Origin of the sequence: Microlunatus kandeliicorticis (assembly GCF_014137855.1) — a bacterium.
GTDB lineage: Bacteria > Actinomycetota > Actinomycetes > Propionibacteriales > Propionibacteriaceae > Microlunatus > Microlunatus kandeliicorticis.
The window spans coordinates 453367-471296 of the sequence record NZ_JACGWT010000002.1 but is presented as its reverse complement, the minus strand read 5'-3'; the positions used below and the strand labels follow the sequence as shown (position 1 = coordinate 471296).

Annotated in this window: 17 protein-coding genes; 8 read left to right on the top strand and 9 right to left on the bottom strand. The window is 72.3% G+C overall.

Annotation, left to right across the window (positions count from 1 at the left end):
• Positions 1–3 precede the first annotated feature (3 nt).
• The 3 genes from FHX74_RS06900 to FHX74_RS06890 all read right to left on the bottom strand — a co-directional run bounded on the left by FHX74_RS06900 (position 4) and on the right by FHX74_RS06890 (position 3176).
• Positions 4–909 carry a GNAT family N-acetyltransferase gene (locus FHX74_RS06900; protein ID WP_182559350.1) on the bottom strand — a complete coding sequence of 302 codons (906 nt, stop codon included), beginning with the start codon at positions 907–909 and terminating at the stop codon, positions 4–6.
• Positions 910–970: 61 nt separating this feature from the next.
• The gene (locus FHX74_RS06895; protein ID WP_182559349.1) at positions 971–2125 is read right to left on the bottom strand and encodes an alpha/beta hydrolase; all 1155 of its coding nucleotides are present in this window, start codon (positions 2123–2125) and stop codon (positions 971–973) included.
• A 61-nt stretch (positions 2126–2186) separates the two neighbouring features.
• Entirely contained in the window at positions 2187–3176 is a 990-nt protein-coding gene (locus FHX74_RS06890) for a Type 1 glutamine amidotransferase-like domain-containing protein (protein WP_182559348.1), read from the bottom strand.
• A 286-nt stretch (positions 3177–3462) separates the two neighbouring features.
• Between FHX74_RS06890 and FHX74_RS06885 the strand changes: the two genes are divergently transcribed.
• The 4 genes from FHX74_RS06885 (at position 3463) to FHX74_RS20690 (ending at position 5456) form a co-directional block, all read left to right on the top strand.
• On the top strand, positions 3463–3738 hold the full coding sequence (locus FHX74_RS06885) for a DUF4190 domain-containing protein (protein ID WP_182559347.1): 276 nt from the start codon (positions 3463–3465) through the stop codon (positions 3736–3738).
• Positions 3739–3874: 136 nt separating this feature from the next.
• Complete coding sequence (locus FHX74_RS06880) at positions 3875–4150, top strand: hypothetical protein (protein ID WP_182559346.1); 276 nt, start codon at positions 3875–3877, stop codon at positions 4148–4150.
• 98 nt (positions 4151–4248) lie between these two features.
• Positions 4249–5322: a M48 family metallopeptidase gene (locus tag FHX74_RS06875; RefSeq protein WP_182559345.1), complete on the top strand. Its 1074-nt coding sequence runs from the start codon at positions 4249–4251 to the stop codon at positions 5320–5322.
• Entirely contained in the window at positions 5322–5456 is a 135-nt protein-coding gene (locus tag FHX74_RS20690; protein WP_268925928.1) for a hypothetical protein, read from the top strand. Before FHX74_RS06875 ends, FHX74_RS20690 begins: the two co-directional genes overlap by 1 nt.
• Before the next feature lie 19 nt (positions 5457–5475).
• On the opposite strand, the gene FHX74_RS06870 is transcribed toward FHX74_RS20690, so the two are convergent.
• Genes FHX74_RS06870 through FHX74_RS06850 form a run of 5 tightly spaced genes read right to left on the bottom strand, consistent with a single transcriptional unit; the run spans position 5476 to position 10070 of the window.
• On the bottom strand, positions 5476–6105 hold the full coding sequence (locus FHX74_RS06870; protein ID WP_268925957.1) for a dienelactone hydrolase family protein: 630 nt from the start codon (positions 6103–6105) through the stop codon (positions 5476–5478).
• The gene (locus FHX74_RS06865; protein ID WP_182559343.1) at positions 6102–7151 is read right to left on the bottom strand and encodes an ABC transporter ATP-binding protein; all 1050 of its coding nucleotides are present in this window, start codon (positions 7149–7151) and stop codon (positions 6102–6104) included. Before FHX74_RS06865 ends, FHX74_RS06870 begins: the two co-directional genes overlap by 4 nt.
• A gap of 37 nt (positions 7152–7188) precedes the next feature.
• Positions 7189–8046: an ABC transporter permease gene (locus FHX74_RS06860; RefSeq protein ID WP_182559342.1), complete on the bottom strand. Its 858-nt coding sequence runs from the start codon at positions 8044–8046 to the stop codon at positions 7189–7191.
• 19 nt (positions 8047–8065) lie between these two features.
• Positions 8066–8923, bottom strand: a complete 858-nt coding sequence (locus FHX74_RS06855) for an ABC transporter permease (protein WP_182559341.1) — start codon at positions 8921–8923, stop codon at positions 8066–8068.
• A gap of 19 nt (positions 8924–8942) precedes the next feature.
• Positions 8943–10070 (bottom strand): ABC transporter substrate-binding protein, encoded by a 1128-nt coding sequence (locus tag FHX74_RS06850; protein ID WP_220483582.1) that lies wholly within the window; start codon positions 10068–10070, stop codon positions 8943–8945.
• 212 nt (positions 10071–10282) lie between these two features.
• On the opposite strand from FHX74_RS06850, the gene FHX74_RS06845 reads away from it, so the two are divergent.
• Together FHX74_RS06845 and FHX74_RS06840 are read left to right on the top strand one after the other, a co-directional pair.
• Positions 10283–11086, top strand: a complete 804-nt coding sequence (locus FHX74_RS06845) for a deoxyribonuclease IV (RefSeq protein WP_328823679.1) — start codon at positions 10283–10285, stop codon at positions 11084–11086.
• A 101-nt stretch (positions 11087–11187) separates the two neighbouring features.
• Positions 11188–12384, top strand: coding sequence for a PQQ-dependent sugar dehydrogenase (locus FHX74_RS06840; RefSeq protein ID WP_328823678.1), 1197 nt, complete (start codon positions 11188–11190; stop codon positions 12382–12384).
• 255 nt (positions 12385–12639) lie between these two features.
• Here the strand turns inward: FHX74_RS06840 and FHX74_RS06835 are convergent, their stop codons facing one another.
• Positions 12640–14343 (bottom strand): glycosyltransferase family 2 protein, encoded by a 1704-nt coding sequence (locus FHX74_RS06835; RefSeq protein ID WP_235970341.1) that lies wholly within the window; start codon positions 14341–14343, stop codon positions 12640–12642.
• 255 nt (positions 14344–14598) lie between these two features.
• Here FHX74_RS06835 and pta point away from each other — a divergent pair, with 255 nt between their 5' ends.
• Positions 14599–16740: a phosphate acetyltransferase gene (pta, locus tag FHX74_RS06830; RefSeq protein ID WP_182559339.1), complete on the top strand. Its 2142-nt coding sequence runs from the start codon at positions 14599–14601 to the stop codon at positions 16738–16740.
• A 1-nt stretch (position 16741) separates the two neighbouring features.
• Entirely contained in the window at positions 16742–17905 is a 1164-nt protein-coding gene (locus FHX74_RS06825; RefSeq protein ID WP_182559338.1) for an acetate/propionate family kinase, read from the top strand.
• Positions 17906–17930 lie beyond the last annotated feature (25 nt).

Below are 17930 nucleotides of genomic sequence, written 5' to 3'. Positions count from 1 at the left end.
CGGTCAGGCCAGCGTGCGGGTGAAGCAGCGGTACTCGCAGAAGACGGTCATCCCGAGCCGCTGGTAGAGCCCGAGCGCACCGGTCCGGCTGTCGGTGCTGAGGCCGCCCCTGGCCACGCCGCGCTCGCGGGCCCCGCGGTAGGTGTCGGCCAGCAGCCGCTGGGCCAGTCCGCGGTGCCGGTGGTCGCGGGCGACCGCCAGCTGCGAGACCCAGGCCTCCTCCGGGCCGTCGAAGACCACGCAGGCCCCGACGATCTGCGGTGCGTCGCCGCCGGCCGGGTCGGTGAAGGTGACCACCCGGAACCGGGTCGAGTCGGCCCCGGGCCGCTCCACGACGGAGGCGTGCCAGTCCTCGAAGCTGCGCTGGTTCTGCTGCCACTCGGAGAACGCCTCGGCGACCACCCGGTGGACCTCCTCGGCGTCCTCGGCGGCGAAGGGACGGACGGCGTAGCCGGGCGGGAGCTCGCGGGTGCGGATCTCGTCGTCGGGGCCGAGCTGGAGCACCCAGCTCGTGTAGGCCTCCGACCACCCGCGACGCCTCATCAGCGCCTGCCCCTCGACATCGGCGCCGGCGACGAAGCGGCGGACCGAGGTGATCCCGCGGGCGGCGGCGTGCCGCTCGGCGTGGTCGAGCAACCGCTCCTCCTCCGGACCGTTCCAGAGCTCCCGGTCCGTGGTGACCTCGACCGTCCCGCCGCTGTCGACGCTGGCGTAACCGACCAGCCGTCCGTCGTCGTCGACCAGCCCGAGGGTGTCGCGGGCCAGCTCAAAGCTCGGCATCTGCCACTCGCCGAGCACGTCCTCGGCGTCCATCATCGGCTCGCCGACGTAGGCGAGGTCGTAGCTGTGCAGCATCGCCATGATCGCGTCGAGGTCGGTCTCGGCCAGTGGGCGTTCGGTCAGGGACACCCGCGGAGTGAAGCAGCCGACGCCGACCGCCGACAACTGGTTTCCCCGGCGGGTGGCAGGCCTACTCGTAGACGAAGGTGCTCGGACCCGGGTAGATCCAGCTCAGTCCGTCCCGCAGCCGGTCCCGCCAGGACGGCCAGCTGTGCCCGTCGCGGGACTCGACGTAGTCGACCTCGATCCCGGCTTCGCGGAAGGTGTTGAGCATCGAGCGGTTAGGCGTGATCAACGGTTCGTAGACGCCGCAGGAGACGAACATCCGCTCGACCACCCGCCGCGGGCGGGCCCGGAACCGGTTGACGAAGGCGACCACCGGGTCGAAGGCCGGGTCCTCGCCGTGGTCGTCGCCGATGTCGGTGAACACGAACGAGCCGGACTGCACCAGCAGCGACCCGAAGTAGCCGGGGTTGCGGTGGGCGACGGAGAGCGAGGCGACGCCGCCGAAGCTCGACCCCATCAGGCAGCGACCGGACGGGCGGCCGGCCAGCGGCAGCCGCTCCTCGAGGGTGGGCACCAGCTCGTGGGCGATCCAGCGGGCGTGCGCGGCGTTGTTCGGGTACTCGGTGAGCCGCTCGCCGGGATCGGTGAAGGCGACGACCGTCTCGGCCAGGTCGAGCGAGTGGATCAGGTTGTCCAGCACCGTCTTCATCTGCGCGTACTCGAGGTAGTCAGCGCCGTCGTGGACCACCAGCAACGGATAGCGGGTGGTCTCGCGGAACCGGGCCGGCAGATAGAGGGTGACCCGGTTGGTCCGGCGCTGGGCCACGCTGCGCAGCTCCCACGCGACCAGCTCGCCGGGGCGGGCCTCCGGGTCCGGCTCGCTCCAGGAGGGTGTGCGGTAACCGTCGCCGAAGCAGACCGACGAGTCTCCGACCGGGCTCCGGGCCAGGTGCGGGTTGCCGGGGTCGTTGAACCGGTGCCAGTGATCACCGCGACGCGACTCGAACTGGTACTCGACCCGCGAGCTCGACGGGATCTCGACCACCACCCACCACACCGTGGTGCCAGGCAGCCGGCGCAGCGCGAGATCGCCGGGCAGTCCCTGCACCCGGTGCCGCAGGTAGACCGCGTCGACGTCGTCGACCCGGACCGCGAACGTCGCCTTGACGCCCTCGATGATCGGGAAGGTGTGGCGGGCCAGGAAACGCTCGGCCGCGGCCTGGTCGAGCTGCGGGTTCGAGCGCAGCCGGTTGATCGCCAGCTTCCGTCGCCCGGTCACCGGCCCACCTCGCTGACCACGGAAGCGCTGATCATGGAGACCCTGATCATGGAAGCGCTGATCATGAGGCGCTCGGCACGGGATCGCCGGTCACGGTGCCGCTGATCATGGAGCCGGACGCGGTCCCCGGTGAGCGGCCCGGGTCGGACGGCTCGAGGGTGCGGGCGGCGGGCGGCAGCTCGCCGGCGTCGCCGACGTCGACCCGCTCACCGTCGGCCAGCAACAGGCACCGCCTCGGGGCGAAACGCCGGGCCAGCACCCCGAGCCGCTCGCGGTCGTCCAGGTCGAGCCGACGGCGCGCGTGCGGGAACGGCAGGACCCGCGGATAGAGACCGAGCCCCTCGGCCCAGTACTGCGGGTCGAGCGGGCCGGAGGCGGCGAAGTCGCCGTAGAGCACCACCCGTTCCGAGCAGGCCATCGCCCCGGCCGACCAGGCGATCACCGCGCGGCCGGCCGGTCCGTCGGTGATCAGGCGGCGGGCGTCGAAGAGGTGCAGCACGTGCAGCAGCACACCCACGTGACCGCCGGTGACCACGACACCACGGCACCCGGCGACCACCTCGGCGACCTGCTCGCGCTGCGCCCGCAACGCCGGGCGCTCGCCGAGACGGACGGCCAGGTAGAAGTCGGTCCGCAGCCGGCTGACCCGCGCCAGGTGCCAGTCGTCGAGGTCGCGGACCACGCGGAGGCAGTCGTCGAGCGCCGCCGTCCGTGCCTCGGGGTCGCCGTCCTGGCGGGCGACGGCGGTCAGCGCGGCCAGGGCGTGCCGGAGCCGCAGTGTGTAGAGCCGTTGCTGCTGCTCGAGGGCCGCGGCGAGCTCGCCCTCGGCGCGGGCGTGCTCGGCGTCCTCCCGCAGCACCTGCTGCCAGCGGGCCCAGAGCTCGAGGTTGCGCATCCGGCCCTCGAGCACCCGGCCCAGCTCACCGGTGTCCGGCTCTCGCTCCTGCCAGCCCGCGTTGATCGTCGCGATCTGGCCGTCCGGGACGCGTTCGGCCACCGCGGCGCGGGCCGCGGCCGGCCGACGCTGCGGGCCGAGCAGGGTGACCGCCACCCGTGCAGGGTAGCCGTCGCCGTGATCTGAACCGGATCTCAGGGATTTCGGGGCGAAACCATGGCCGGGCCACGGCCCGTTCACCGACTCGATGATCTTGTCGCTGACTAGGTTCTCCGGTCGTGGGGAGCGGCCGGCGCGGGGGCCCGGCCGACCACCACCGATCCGGATTCTCCCGGTCCCGCACCGGCAGGGAACCGAGCCGACGCGCGATGCGTCCGACCCCCGTCACGAACCCGCAGACCCGGTGCGCATGCCCGCGCACCGTCACCACCAAGGAGCAGCCATGAGCAACGTCACCGAGACCCGCGCCCCCTACGCCGCCGCCCAGCAGGACCCGGGCCGCACCCTCGGCATCGTCGGCCTGGTGCTGTCGATCGTCGCCAACGTCGTCGGGCTGATCGTCAGCATCGTGGCCTACAAGCAGTCGAAGAACGCCGGCTTCGAGAACGGCGTCGCCAAGGCTGGGATCATCGTCGGCGCGATCACCACCGGCCTCACCGTGATCGCGGTGGTCGTCAACGTGATCGCCGTCGCGACCCAGCTCGGCACCGTCAACTGACCGGATCCGTCCCGGGAAGCATCGGTTTCATATCGATCCGGCCAAGATCGCCGGAAGCCAGGTCAATCATCCACCCCGTGGGCCGCGCGCCGGTTAATGTGCCCGCGCCCATCCCCTCCAGAAGGAGACACCGCACATGAGTGCAACCCAGCCGGTTCCCGCCCAGGCGCCGGCCGACTACCCGGGGAAGACCCTCGGCATCGTCGGCGTGGTCCTGGCCTTCCTCGCTCCGCTGGTCGGCCTGATCCTGAGCGCGGTCGCGCTCAACCAGTCCAAGGCGGTCGGCGTCAAGAACACGCCGGCCAAGGTCGGCCTCATCGTCGGCATCATCCTGACGGTCCTCTACATCGTGTTCTGGATCGTCTACCTCGCGGTGCTGCTGCCGATGGCCCGCACCCAGATGGGCGGCTGACCTCCGCGGTCGGTCCACGCACCCACGCGACGCCGTCGCCGGTCCCCGACCGGCGGCGGCGTCGTCGCGTCCGGGCCCGGATCGGGCATCCTTGCGCCATGAGCTACGCCACCAGCCGGGAGCTCCGTCCCGGGAGGATCCGGTTCCCGGACCTGAGCCCGCGGGCCTACGAGCACCCCGCCGACCGCGGTGCGCTGGTCGCGCTGCGCGCCGTCCCGGGGTTCGACCAGGTGCTCCGGGCGGTCTCCGGCGCGGTCGGCGAGCGGAGCGTCCGGCTGCTCCAGCTCGCCACCTCGGTGCGGGTCTCGGTGCGGCAGTACCCGGAGCTCTACCGGATGGTCGACGAGTGCGCCGCCACCCTCGACCTGCACCCGGTCCCCGAGTTGTTCGTCCAGCAGGACCCGGTGCCGAGCGCGAACACCATCGGGCTGGACAAGCCGATCATCGTGCTGAGCACCGGGATGCTCCAGCTGCTCGACGCCGAAGGGCTGCGGTTCGTGATCGGCCACGAGGTCGGTCACGTGCTCAGCGGACACGCGCTCTACCGGACGCTGCTGCTCCAGCTGATCAACATCTCCACCTCGGTGGCCTGGATCCCGGTCGGCTCGTGGGGGGTCCGGGCGATCATCACCGGACTGAACGAGTGGTTCCGGAAGTCGGAGCTGTCCTGCGACCGCGCCGGCCTGCTCTGCACCCAGGACCCGCAGAGCGCGCTCAAAGTGCACGCCGCGCTCGCCGGGGCGCTCAACCCCGACGACATGGACGTCGCCGGTTTCCTCGACCAGGCCCGGGAGTACCAGGGCAGCGGGGACGTCCGGGACTCGGTGCTCAAGCTGCTGCAGATCTCGGGCCAGAGCCACCCGATGGCCGCGCTCCGCGCTGCGGAGCTCCAGCAGTGGGCCGCCGGCAGCGAGTACCGCGAGATCCTGGCCGGGCACTACCCGAAGCGGTCGGCCGACAAGGACGCCCCGATGGGTGAGGACGTCCGGGCCGCCGCCGAGTCCTACAAGCGGGCGTTCGCCACCAGCTCGGACCCGTTGATCAAGGTCGTCGGCAAGCTGGGCGGGGTGGTCGGCGGCGTCGGGGCCGCGGCGGCGGGCCGGGTCCGCGACTGGTGGCAGAGCGGCCAGTCCGGGGACCGGTTCGACGACGGGTCGGAGGAGAAGCGCTGATGGAGCTCTCGAACGCGCTGCTGCTGGGCGGCATCCTCGCCCTGGTGATGGGCGCGGCGCTCGTCTTCGCCGGCTACTGGCGCGACGCGCACCCGCCGCGCCGGCGACCGCGGCCGCCGGTCAAGCGGACCTGAGCCCCGGCGGCCGGCGCGGTCAGCCGCGGTCGAGCCCGCCCAGGAACCCGAGCACCCGGTCGACGAGCAGCGCGGTCTGGTCGGGGTCGTAGCCCGGAAGCGACGCGTCGGCGAACAGGTGCTGCTCGCCCGGGTAGACGAACAGTTCCCCCGCACCGGCCAGCGCGATCACCGCCTCCGCGTTCGCCCGGCCCTCCGCGCCGAAGTACGGGTCGGCGTCGCGGCCGTGCACCTGCACCGGTACGCCGGCCGGCCAGCCGCCGAAGTCCGCCGGGTCCGGGCAGGACTCCATCAGCACCGCGCCGAGGGCCCCGGGCCGCTCGAGCACCAGCACGGTGTCGTAGACCGCCCCCATCGAGAAGCCGGCGTAGACCAGTCCGGCGGGCAGGCCCTCGACCGCGGCGTGCGCCCGGGCCTGCATCCCCTCCCAGCCGACCGTCTCCTCCTCGTAGGCCATCCCGGCGGCGAGCTCGGCGAAGGTGTGCCCGTCGAACAGGTCGGGCGTGTGCACGGTGTGCCCGGCACGGCGCAGCCGGTCGGCGAACGCGATCACGCCGTCGGTCAGCCCGTGGACGTGGTGGAGCAGGACGACCTTGGCCATGGGCCCAGCCTGGCACGGACGTCCGACAGCGCGACCCGGACGGGTCAGGGCGCGGTGACCAGCAGCCGCTCGGCGTCCACGCCGAGCCGCACCCGGGTTCCGGCGGACAGCCCGCTGAGCGCCGACCCGGAGAGCTGGGACACCAGCTCCTGCTCGCCCGCGCGCAGCCGGAGCCGCGACACCGCGCCCGAGAACATCACGTCGACCACCTCGGCGGTCCCGTCCGGGTCGGGCCGGACGGTCAGCTGCTCGGGCCGGAGCAGCGCCACCCCGGCGCCGTCGGTGACCGAGCCGTCGAGGGTGGCGACCTCGGTGCCCAGGAGCCGCACCCGGCCGTCGGCGACCTCGGCCGGCACCCGGTTCATCAGCCCGACGAAGTCGGCCACGAAGGCGTTGACCGGGTGGGCGTAGAGCTCCTGCGGGGTGTCGAGCTGCTGCAGCACCCCCTTGCTCATCACCCCGACCCGGTCGGCCATGGCCAGCGCCTCCTCCTGGTCGTGGGTGACGAACAGCGTGGTGGTGCCCACCTCGAGCTGGACCCGGCGGATCTCGTCGCGCAGCTGGGTGCGCACCTTGGCGTCGAGCGCCGACAGCGGCTCGTCGAGCAGCAGCACCGACGGCTCGATGGCCAGCGCGCGGGCCAGGGCGACCCGCTGCTGTTGGCCGCCGGAGAGCTCGGTGGCGTACCGCGACGCCTGGTCGGCCAGCCCGACCAGGTCGAGCATCTCGCGCGCCCGGGCGGCCCGGCGGGCCCGGTCGACCTTGCGCAGCTTGAGCCCGAACTCGACGTTGGCCTGCGCGGTCAGGTGCGGGAACAACGAGTAGGCCTGGAAGACCATGCCCATGTCGCGCTTGTTGGCCGGCACCGTGGTGACGTCGCGGCCGTCGACGAGCACCCGGCCCGACGTCGGTTCGTCCAGCCCGGCGAGGATCCGCAGCGCGGTCGTCTTGCCGCAGCCCGACGGCCCGAGCAGCGCGACCAGCTCACCGGGGCGCAGGGTGAGGTCGAGACCGTCCAGCGCCCGGGTGCTGCCGTAGTGCCGGTGCAGCTCCTCGAGCCGCACCTCGACGCCGGTTCCCCGCTCGGGCTTCATCGGTGGTGCCTCCCTCTCCGGACGTCGCCGGTGACGATCACGAGCCGGCCGTCCCGGCCGGTGCGGCGGCGGGTGCGGTGCCGGTGGGCAGCGGAGCCGCCGAGGCGACCGCCCGGCCACGCCGCCCGCCGCTGACCACCGACAGGATGATCAACAGCACCGCGGCGAACAGGATCGAGGCCAGCGACGCTGCCACCGACTCCTGCGCGTTGGCCTTGGACTGCAGGTTGATCACCACCTGCAGTGTGTTGTAGTTCAGCAGCGAGGCGAAGGTGAACTCGCCCAGCACCAGCGCGATCGAGATGAACGAGGCCGAGAGCAGCGCGGTCCTGATGTTCGGCACCACCACCCGGGTGATCACCGTGGCCCAGCCGGCGCCGAGGCTCCGGGCCGCCTCGGCCAGCGTGGGGACGTCGATGGCCGACAGCCCGGCGTCGAGCGCGCGGTAGGCGTAGGGCAGCACCAGCACCACGTAGAGGAAGGTCAGCACGTAGGGGGTGTCGCCGAACAGGAAGTTGAGCCAGAGCACGACGTTCTTGAGCCCCACCACCAGCACCAGGGGCGGCACGGTCAGCGGCAGCAGGCAGAAGAACTCGAGCGGCCGGGCCACCCAGGGCACCCGCAGCCGGACCCAGATCATCGTCGGCACCAGCAGCACCAGCATCAGCACCACGGTGAGCACCGCGAGCACCAGCGAGGTGATGATCGACCCGCGCAGCAGCGGGTCGGTGACCAGCAGCGCCCAGGCGGCCCCGGTGCGGCCGGTGCCGGTGAAGTTGCGGGTGCTGAAGTCGAGCATGCTCAGCAGCGGGACGAGGAAGAACAGCCCGACCAGGACCAGGACGACCACCCGGAAGGTGGTCAGCCGCGCCCGGGCCGCCTGGCGGGGGGTCATCGGGCTCCGCCCGTGGTGATCATCGGATCCACCGCGCGGTGCGACGGACCAGCAGCGTGTAGCCGATCATCACCGCGGCGACCACGACGATCATCTCGAGCGCCAGCGCGTAGGCGAAGTTCTGCCGACCCAGGACCACCTCGCTGGTGAGCGCGGTCCGGATCCACAGCGGGATGATCGGGCTGCCCTGGCTGACCAGCGCGGCGGCGGTCGCGTAGGCGGCGAAGGCGTTGGCGAAGAGCAGCAGCAGCGCACCGAGGAAGGCCGGCGCGAGCAGCGGCAGCCCGACGTAGCGCCAGTACTGCCACCCGGTCGCCCCCAGGTTCGCCGCCGCCTCGCGCCACTGCGGCCGGATTCCGTCCAGCGCGGGCAGGAAGACGATCACCATCAGCGGGATCTGGAAGTAGGAGTAGACCAGCACCAGGCCCTTGAGCCCGAACAGCCAGACGCTGCTGGTCAGCGAGGTCCCGAGGTGCGCGTCGAGCCAGGTGGAGACGACCCCGGAGATGCCCAGCGTGGCGATGAAGGCGAAGGCCAGCGTGACGCCGCCGAACTGGGCCAGCACCCCGCAGACCGAGGTCACCAGCCGGCGCAGGACGCCGTCCGGCCGCCCGGTCACCACCGCGTAGGCGGCCAGCGCCCCGACCACGCCGCCGATCAGCGCGGTGACCGCGGAGACCGCGACGCTGTTGAGCAGCGCGGTGGCCACGCTGCCGTCGGCCAGCGCGGCCAGGTTGGCCGCGCTGGGCCGGCCGTTCTCGGCGAACGCACCGATCAGCACCGTCACGGTGGGGACGATGAGGAAGATCAGCAGGTAGACGCCGAACGGGAGCACGCCGAGCGCCGGCCGGAGCCGGACGCCCGATCGCCTCGCCATCCGCGGGTGTCCTCTCGCCTCAGCCGACCGCCTTGCTCCACTCCTTGCTGAGCACGCCGGCGGCCGTCTTGGTCTGGTCAGGGGTGAGGATCACCGGGGTGCCCTCGACCTTCGGGAGCTTGGCGTAGGCGGTCTTGTCGATGGTGCCGGCCTTCTCCATCGCGTCGGCCCGGACCGGGCGGGCGCCGCCGTTGAGGAACAGGTTCTGGCCTTCATCGGAGTAGAGGTACTCCTCCCACAGCCGGGCGGCCGCCGGGTGCGGGGCGTCCTTGTTGATGGCCTGGAAGTAGTAGCCACCGACCACCGCGTTGCTCGGGACGATGACCTTCCAGCTCGGGACCTTGGCGGTCTCGGCCGCGTTGGTGTAGTCCCAGTCGATGACCACGGGGGTCTGACCGGACTCGATCGTCGCCGCGGTCGGGTCGACCGGCAGGAAGTTGCCGGCCTTCTTGAGCGAGGAGAAGAAGTCGATACCGGGCTGGATGTTGTCGGCGCTGCCGCCGTTGGCCAGCGAGGCCATCGCGACACCGGCGAAGGCCGCCCCGGCCTGGGTCGGGTCACCGTTGAGCGCGACCTTGCCCTTGAAGCCCGAGCCGAGCAGGTCCTTGACGCCGGTGGGGGTGGGCACCTTGTCGGCGTTGTACCCGATCGACATGTAGCCGCCGTAGTCGTTGACCCAGACGCCGTTGCCGTCCTTGAGGTCGCTGGGGATGGTGTCCCAGGTCGAGACCTTGTAGGGCGCGAACATCCCGGTGTTGGCCAGCGCGACGGACTGCCCGAGGTCGAAGACGTCGGGGGCGCGGTCGGTGCCCTTCTGCTGGCCGGCTGCGTTGATCTCGTCCTGGCTGGCCGCGTCGGGCTGGGCCGAGTTCACGGTGATGCCGTACTTGCTCTGGAACGAGGAGATGATCTTGCCGTAGTTGGCCCAGTCCGGCGGCAACGCGATGACGTTCAGCTTGCCCTCCTTCTTGGCCGCGGCCACCAGGGCGTCCATGCCGCCGGCGTCCTGCGCCGAGTTCCACGACGCCGCCCCGGTCGAGCTCGACCCGCTCGACGAGCCGGTCGAGGCGGGCGGCGCGCAGCCGGCCCCCGCGAACAGCACCCCGGTCGCCAGCACGGCCCCCGCCACGATCCCGATCTTCCGCACGACTGTCCTCCCGCTCGGCCCGTCCGGGCGCCCTCGCCACCGCCACCCCGCTGAGCGCCGGTGGCGTCAATATGACACGACCGCGGCGGCCGGACGGCCGATCCGGCCCGGCACGCGGGGCATGTCGCGGAGTCGTCGCCGAGCCGTTACCGAACGTTGGCCGGTGGCCGTGCGCCCCGGCGGTGTCCGAGCCGTGCCCTACTCTCGCCAGGGTGAGTGGAGTGTTGTTGGGGGCGCACGTCGACCAGACCGACCCGATCGCCGAGGCCCGGGCCCGCGACGCGCAGGTCAGCCAGTTCTTCCTCGGGGAGCCGCAGGCCTGGAAGGAGCCGGTGGTCCGCTACGAGGGCGGCGCCGAGGCCCTCCGCGACGCGGCCACCGGGGCCGGGATCGCTCTGGTGGTGCACGCGCCCTACCGGATCAACGTGGCCACCACCAACAACCGGATCCGGATCCCCAGCCGCAAGCTGCTGCAGTCCTACGTGAACGCCACCGCCGCGATCGGCGCGCTCGGGATCGTCGTGCACGCCGGTCACGTCTCCGACGCGGACGACCCCGCGGTCGGCTTCGACAACTGGCGCAAGTGCATCGAGCGGATGGAGATGCCGGCCACGGTGCTGATCGAGAACACCGCGGGCGGCGAGAACGCGATGGCCCGCCAGCTCGACCGGATCGGTCGGCTGTGGGAGGCCGTCACCGCCGCGCCCGGCGGTGAGACCGTCGGCTTCTGTCTCGACACCTGCCACTTCCACGCCAGCGGTGAGGAGCTGGTCGGCCTGGTCGAGCGGGTCAAGGCGGTCACCGGGCGGGTCGACCTGGTGCACGCCAACGACTCGCGCGACGCGTTCGGGTCCGGCGCCGACCGGCACACCAACCTCGGCCAGGGGTACGCCGACCCCGACGGGCTGGTCGCCGTGGTCCGTGACGCCGGCGTCCCGGTGATCGTCGAGACCCCAGGCGGGGTCGAGGGCCAGTCCGCCGACCTGGCCTGGCTGCGGGAGCGGCTCGAGGCCTGAGCCCGCCGGCCAGCGCCCTCCGGTGCGGCGGCAGTGCGAACCCGGGGCTGCACAGGAACCGCCGGGTAGCGTGGAGTGCCCTTTCCGACAGGAGGGCACCTGTGATCTCACGACGACGGTTGCTGGGCGCCGCGGTCGGCGCCGGCGCCGTGACCCTGGCCGGCTGCGCGAGCGGCGGGGCGGAGAGCGCACCGGACTCGGCTCCGAACACGACACCGAGCCGCGCCGCCCCGACGAGTGCTGGGCCGACGCCGAGCCCGTCGAGCGCCGTCCCGAGCGCCTCGACCAGCCCGTCCGGCAGCGCCTCACCCAGCGCGGACGCCGGACCGCCGCGGCCGCGGATCACCGGGACGGTGGCCGAGGACCTCGAGGTGCCCTGGGGCATCGCCTTCCGTCGTGACGGCACCGCGCTGGTCGGCGAACGCGATTCGGCCCGGCTGCTCAGCATCACCCCGGCCGGACGGGTCCGGACGCTCGGAACCGTCGCGGGCGTCCAGCGCCCGTCGGCCGGCGGGGAGGGCGGTCTGCTCGGACTGGCCCTCGACCCCGACGACGAGGACGTGCTCTACGCCTACACGACGACCGCCGCGGACAACCGGGTGGTGCGGGTCAGCCTCGCCGGTGACCGGGTCGGCCGCCCGCGTCCGGTGCTGACCGGGATCCCGACCAGCACCCACCACCACGGGGGCAAGCTGCTCGTCGCCCCGGACAAGACCCTGTTCGTCTCGGTCGGCGACGCCGAGGACCGGGCCACCGCGCAGTCGCGGACGGCGCTGACCGGCAAGATCCTCCGGATCACCCGCGACGGCGGCGCCGCCGACGGCAACCCGTTCGGCAACCGGACCTGGAGCTACGGCCACCGCAACGTGGAGGGCCTGGCCTTCGACGCCGCCGGCCGGTTGTGGGCGACCGAGTTCGGCGACAAGAGCACCGACGAGCTCAACCGGATCGTCCGGGGCGGCAACTACGGCTGGCCGGACGTCGAGGGCCGGTCCGACGACAGCCGGTTCCGTTCCCCCGCAGCCACCTGGAGCCCGACCTCGAGCTGCTCGCCCAGCGGCCTGGCGGTCACCCGTGGCACCGCCTTCGTCGGGGCGCTCCGGGGCGAGTGCCTGTTCTCGGTGGCGCTCGACGGCACCGACGCCGCCGACCCGGTCCGGCACTTCGGTGGCGAGCACGGCCGGATCCGCACCGTGGTCGTCGCCCCCGACGGTGCACTGTGGATGACCACCAGCAACACGGACGGCCGGGCCACTCCCGGCCGCAACGACGACCGGATCCTGCGCGTCGCGCTCTGAGCAGACGAACCGGAGAACGCGAACCGGAGAACGCGAACCGGAGAACGCGAACCGGGGAACGCAAACCGGGGAACGCAAACCGGGGAACGCGAACCGGGCCGGAAGCGATGCCTCCGGCCCGGTGTCGGGATCGGTCAGCCGGTTCGCACCGGGTGACCACCGCCGCAGCGGCTGCGGGACCGGGGCCCTCCCCCGACTGCCCGAGAGCAGAGGGCCCCGACCGCCGCGGCGAGAGCGTCCCGCCTGGAGCGCGGCTCAGACGCGGTAGCCGTGCTGGCGACGGAAGAGCTTGGCCGCCATCACCACGGTCTGCGCGATGGTGACCACGTAGAGCACCGGCCAGCCGAGCCACAGCACGGTGGACTGCACCACGGTCGGCATCTGCAACCAGGTGATCGCCAGCGCGACGAACGAGACCAGCAGGATGACCAGCGGCATCAGGTAGCTGTTGCCCGAGCCGCGCTCGGCCTTGGCCTGCTCGGCCCAGTTGTCGGTCTTGACCTTGGAGAGAAACTTCGACCAGGCGCGGAGGAAGTGTCCGGCGCGCAGCCACATGTAGAGCTCGGCCGGGATGCCGGTCGCGGCGAAGACGATGTCCTTCCAGGTGCGGTTCTTCATGCTCATGGCGATCCGGACGTTGAGCAGGATGGCCACTGCCGGCGGGATCAGCCACAGCGGGCTGAACACGAAGGCGTGGATGCTCAGCGCCGCGGCGAGCAGCAGCACGAACGCGATCCGGGTGAAGATGTTGGTCAGCATCCCGACGTTCTCGGCCCACCGGAGCCGCAGGTTCGGGTGGAACGGCTGGCCCTTCGTGTCACCCCGCTGGCCCGGCCACATCAGGTCGATGGCGCCGTAGTTCCACTTGACCTGCTGCCCGTCGAGGCTGCGCAGCGTGGTCATGCCGCCGACGTCGGCCCGCGCGGTCGCGCTGATCTTGGTCAGGTAGCCGGCGGACTTGATCTGCAGGCTGAGCAGCGAGTCCTCGACCTCGGAGTCGTTGACCCACGGGGTCTTCTGGTGGTTGGCGGTCATGACCTCGCGCAGCGCCTTCATCGAGAAGATCGAGCACTGGCCACCGAGCACCGCCATGTTGCGGCCGCGGAGCATGTTCTGCATGTTGAAGGCGGCGAACTGGGCGCGCTGGCCGGCGATCAGCAGCGGGGCGACGAGCCCCTTCTGGACGCTGTCGTCGATCGAGTAGATCGCCGAGATGCCGCCGATCCGCGAGTCCGAGCAGATCTCGGCCTCGAGCTTCTCGACCGCGTCGACCGCCAGGGTGGTGTCACCGTCGACGCCGAGCAGGTAGTCGGCGCGGAAGTCGCCCGAGCCGTCGATCAGCGCGTAGCCGTAGTTGAGCGCGCCGACCTTCTTGTCCGGGTTCTCGCCGATGTCGTGGACGAAGACCTCGGTCTTGCCGCGCTTGATCCCGCGGCGCTTCTCCTCGAGGGTGGGCTTGCGGCCCTTGCGCGGGCCGGCGAACCGGGCCGCGATGTCGAAGGTCGCGTCCTTGGTGTTGTTGACGATCACGTGGATCTGGTCCGGCAGCCGGGTCTGGGCCAGCAGCGAGCGGAGCACGGCCTCGATCGACTCGGCCTCGTTGTAGGCCGGGATCACGCAGCCGATGGTCGGCCGGTAGGTCGGCAGCGACTCGAGGTCGGCCAGGTGCTGCTTCAGGTAGGAGGACAGGTCGCGAGCCGGCTTGCGCTCCCGGCTGCGGCGAGCCCGGACGGGCGCGTCCTCGTCCTCGTCGGCCTGCTCGGCGGCCGCGTCGGCGACCAGGTCCCCGCGCTCGTCGATGATCATGGTGTCGGCGGCGACCAGCGCCTCGAGCTCGTCGACCTCGGCGAGCTCGTGCGGCTCGAGGGCGGCGGTGCCCAGGTGGAAGTGGTCGGTGAGTCCGTCGTGGCCGCACCGGTCGTCCTCGGTCCAGCTCTCGGGGGTGGTGTTCTCGTTCATGGTGTCTCCTCGGGGTCCGTCGGCTCCCGCGAACCGACACCGGAAGACTCCCGTCCGAAGCTTCGCCGGACGTTTGAATCGTCAACTGGATCTGCCCAGGACCAGGGCAAAAAGCCGTGAAGTTCCGCCAAGCTCAGCTTTCGGTCAGCGCCCCGCCGCGGATCCGGCTCAGGTTCTCACCCGTTCGCGTCCTGACCGAGACCTGAGCCGTCGCGGCCGGGAGTGCACCGCCGGCGTGCCCACTACGCTCGTCGCGTGACCCGCAGCGTCTACGTCATCTCCCCGGAGGGTCAGACGGGCAAGTCCGCGGTGGCGCTGGGGCTGCTCGACCTGTTGGCCCGCGAGGTCGGCCGGGTCGGCGTCTTCCGGCCCCTGACCCACGACGCCTCGCCGTACGGCCCGGCCGCCGACCCCGGTCGGCCCGAGTCGGCGCAGACCGACGTCATCCTCGACCTGCTGGTCAGCCAGCCCGCGGTCGAGCAGACCTACGCCGAGGCGATCGGCGTGACCTACGCCGAGGCCCGACGCGACCCGGACGAGGCGCTGGCCACCATCGTCCAGCGGTTCGGCGAGCTCGCCGAGCGTTTCGACGTGGTCCTGGTGCTCGGCTCGGACTACACCGACATCAACACCGGCACCGAGCTCTCGTTCAACGCGCGGATCGCGGCCAACCTCGGTTCGCCGGCCGTGCTGGTGGTCACCGGTCGCGACCGGACCCCGGACGAGGTCCAGGCGGCCGCGCTCAGCGGGATCGCCGAGCTGCGGGCGCAGCACGTGCACACAGTCGCGGTGATCGCCAACCGGGTCGAGCCCGACCGGCTCGACGCGACGGTCTCCGCGCTGGGCCGGATCGAGGGCGTCCAGGTGGCCGCGCTGCCCGCCAACCGGGTGCTGGCGGCGCCTACCGTGCGCGCGCTCGGCGACGCCGTCGGCGCCGAGCTGATCCAGGGCAGCGACGGCTGGCTCGACCGCGAGTCGCTCGGGCTGCTGGTGGCCGCCATGGGTCTGCCGCACGTGCTCGAACGGCTCGAACCCGACGTCACCGTGATCGCCGCCAGCGACCGCACCGACCTGCTGCCCGGGCTGATGCTGGCCCACCAGTCCGGGACCTTCCCGGCGCTGGCCGGGATCGTGCTCACCGGTGGCTACGCGGTGCCCGACTCGATCGCCCGGCTGGCCCAGGGCGTCGACCACGACCTCCCGGTGCTGCTCACCGAGCAGGACACCTTCACCACCGCCGACCGGCTGTCGCGGGTCCGCGGGCCCCTGACCAAGCACTCGCCGGTCAAGGCGGAGACGGCCCGGCGGCTGTTCGCCGAGCGGGTCGACCAGGAGGCGCTGCTCCGCGCGGTGCACGTGCCGGCCTCCGACGTGCGCACCCCGCTGATGTTCGAGTACCAGCTGATGGAGCGGGCCCGCGCCGACCGGAGGACCATCGTGCTGCCGGAGTCGACCGACGACCGGATCCTCGAGGCCGCCGCGATCCTGCTCCGCCGGGGCGTCGCCGACCTGGTGCTGCTCGGCGAGGAGAACCGGGTCCGCTCGCGCGGCTCGGCCCTCGGTCTCGACCTCGACGCGGTCCGGGTGGTCAGCCCGCACGACCCCGAGCTGGTCGAGCGGTTCGCCGCGGTCTACGCCGAGGCGCGGGCGCACAAGGGGATGACCCTCGAACGGGCCCGCGAGGTGGTCACCGACGTCTCCTACTTCGGCACCATGATGGTCCACCTCGGGATGGCCGACGGGATGGTCTCCGGCGCGGTCAACACCACCGCGCACACCATCCGACCCAGCCTGGAGTTCATCAAGACCCGACCCGGGGTGGCGATCGTCTCGAGCGTCTTCCTGATGTGCCTGGCCGACCGGGTGCTGGTCTACGGCGACTGCGCGGTCAACCCCGACCCGACGGCCGAGCAGCTGGCCGACATCGCGATCTCCTCGGCGGCCACCGCCGCCGACTTCGGCATCACCCCGCGGGTGGCGATGCTCTCCTACTCCACCGGGCAGTCCGGCTCGGGTGCCGACGTCGACAAGGTGCGGGCAGCCACCGCGCTGGTCGCCGAACGGGCGCCGGACCTGCCGCTCGAGGGACCGATCCAGTACGACGCGGCGATCGACCCGCAGGTGGCCCGGACCAAGCTGCCCGACTCCTCGGTCGCCGGCCAGGCCACCGTCTTCGTGTTCCCCGACCTCAACACGGGCAACAACACCTACAAGGCGGTCCAGCGCAGCGCCAACGCGGTGGCCATCGGCCCGGTCCTCCAGGGCCTGCGGAAACCGGTCAACGACCTCTCCCGCGGCGCGCTGGTGCACGACATCGTCAACACGGTGGCCATCACCGCCGTCCAGGCGCAGACGGTGACCGACGAGCACGACCCGCAGACCGAGCAGAGGAGCTGACGTGGAGCAGAGGGCCGACGCGCCGCGGGACCTGGTGCTGGTGATCAACTCCGGGTCGTCGTCGCTGAAATACCAGCTGCTGCGGGCGGGCCGGGCCGAGGTGCTCACCAAGGGCACCATCGAGCGGATCGGCGAGCCCGACGGGGTGGCCGACCACGACGCGGCGATGACGGCAATGACCGACCAGCTCGCCGACCGGGACCTGCACCTCGACCGGCTCGGCGTGGTTGCGGTCGGGCACCGGGTGGTGCACGGCGGCGAGCGGTTCAGCGAGCCGACGGTGATCGACGACGCGGTGGTCGCGGCGATCGACGAGCTCAGCGCCCTCGCCCCGCTGCACAACCCACCCGCGCTGGCCGGGATCCGCGCCGCCCAGCGGATGCTCCCCGACGTCCCGCACGTCGCGGTCTTCGACACCGCCTTCTTCACCGGTCTGCCCGAGGCGGCCCGCACCTACGCCGTCCCCACCGAGCTCGCCGCCCGGCACGGCATCCGCCGCTACGGGTTCCACGGCACCTCGCACGCCTACGTCTCAGCCCTGGCCGCCGAGACGGTCGGCCGGCCCACCGAGGAGCTGGACCAGATCGTGCTCCACCTGGGCAACGGGTGCTCGGCGTCGGCGATCCACCACGGCGCGGCGGTCGAGACCTCGATGGGCCTCACCCCGCTGCAGGGGCTGGTGATGGGCACCCGCTCCGGCGACGTCGACCCCGGGCTGCACGGGTTCCTGGCCCGGACCGAGCGGCTCGACGCCGGTGCCATCGACACCCTGCTCAACAAGCAGTCCGGGCTCAAGGGGCTGGCCGGGGTGAACGACTTCCGCGAGCTCGAGCAGCGACGCGCCACCGGGGACGCCGCCGCGGCGCTCGCCTTCGCGGTCTACGTCCACCGGATCCGCTGCTACGTCGGTGCCTACCTGGTCACCCTCGGCCGACTGGACACCCTGGTCTTCACCGCCGGGGTCGGCGAGAACAACGCCGCCCTGCGGGCCGCGGTGGCCGACGGGCTCGACGGCTTCGGGATCGCCGTCGACCCGGCCCGCAACCAGGCCGCGTCCGGGGATCCGCGGGTGATCTCGCCCGACGGCACCGCGGTCACCGTGCTGGTGGTGCCGACCGACGAGGAGCTGGCCATCGCGCGGCAAGCCGTCGCCCTCGTCGGCTGAGCGGGAGCCCGCCGGCACCGTCGCG

Excerpts from the sequence above, each read along its gene's own strand:
- FHX74_RS06885 (WP_182559347.1), top strand. The coding sequence starts at position 3,463 with ATGAGCAACGTCACCGAGACCCGCGCCCCCTACGCCGCCGCCCAGCAG.
- FHX74_RS06880 (WP_182559346.1), top strand. The coding sequence starts at position 3,875 with ATGAGTGCAACCCAGCCGGTTCCCGCCCAGGCGCCGGCCGACTACCCG.
- FHX74_RS06875 (WP_182559345.1), top strand. The coding sequence starts at position 4,249 with ATGAGCTACGCCACCAGCCGGGAGCTCCGTCCCGGGAGGATCCGGTTC.
- FHX74_RS20690 (WP_268925928.1), top strand. The coding sequence starts at position 5,322 with ATGGAGCTCTCGAACGCGCTGCTGCTGGGCGGCATCCTCGCCCTGGTG.
- FHX74_RS06865 (WP_182559343.1), bottom strand. The coding sequence starts at position 7,151 with ATGAAGCCCGAGCGGGGAACCGGCGTCGAGGTGCGGCTCGAGGAGCTG.
- FHX74_RS06860 (WP_182559342.1), bottom strand. The coding sequence starts at position 8,046 with ATGACCCCCCGCCAGGCGGCCCGGGCGCGGCTGACCACCTTCCGGGTG.
- FHX74_RS06855 (WP_182559341.1), bottom strand. The coding sequence starts at position 8,923 with ATGGCGAGGCGATCGGGCGTCCGGCTCCGGCCGGCGCTCGGCGTGCTC.
- FHX74_RS06835 (WP_235970341.1), bottom strand. The coding sequence starts at position 14,343 with ATGAACGAGAACACCACCCCCGAGAGCTGGACCGAGGACGACCGGTGC.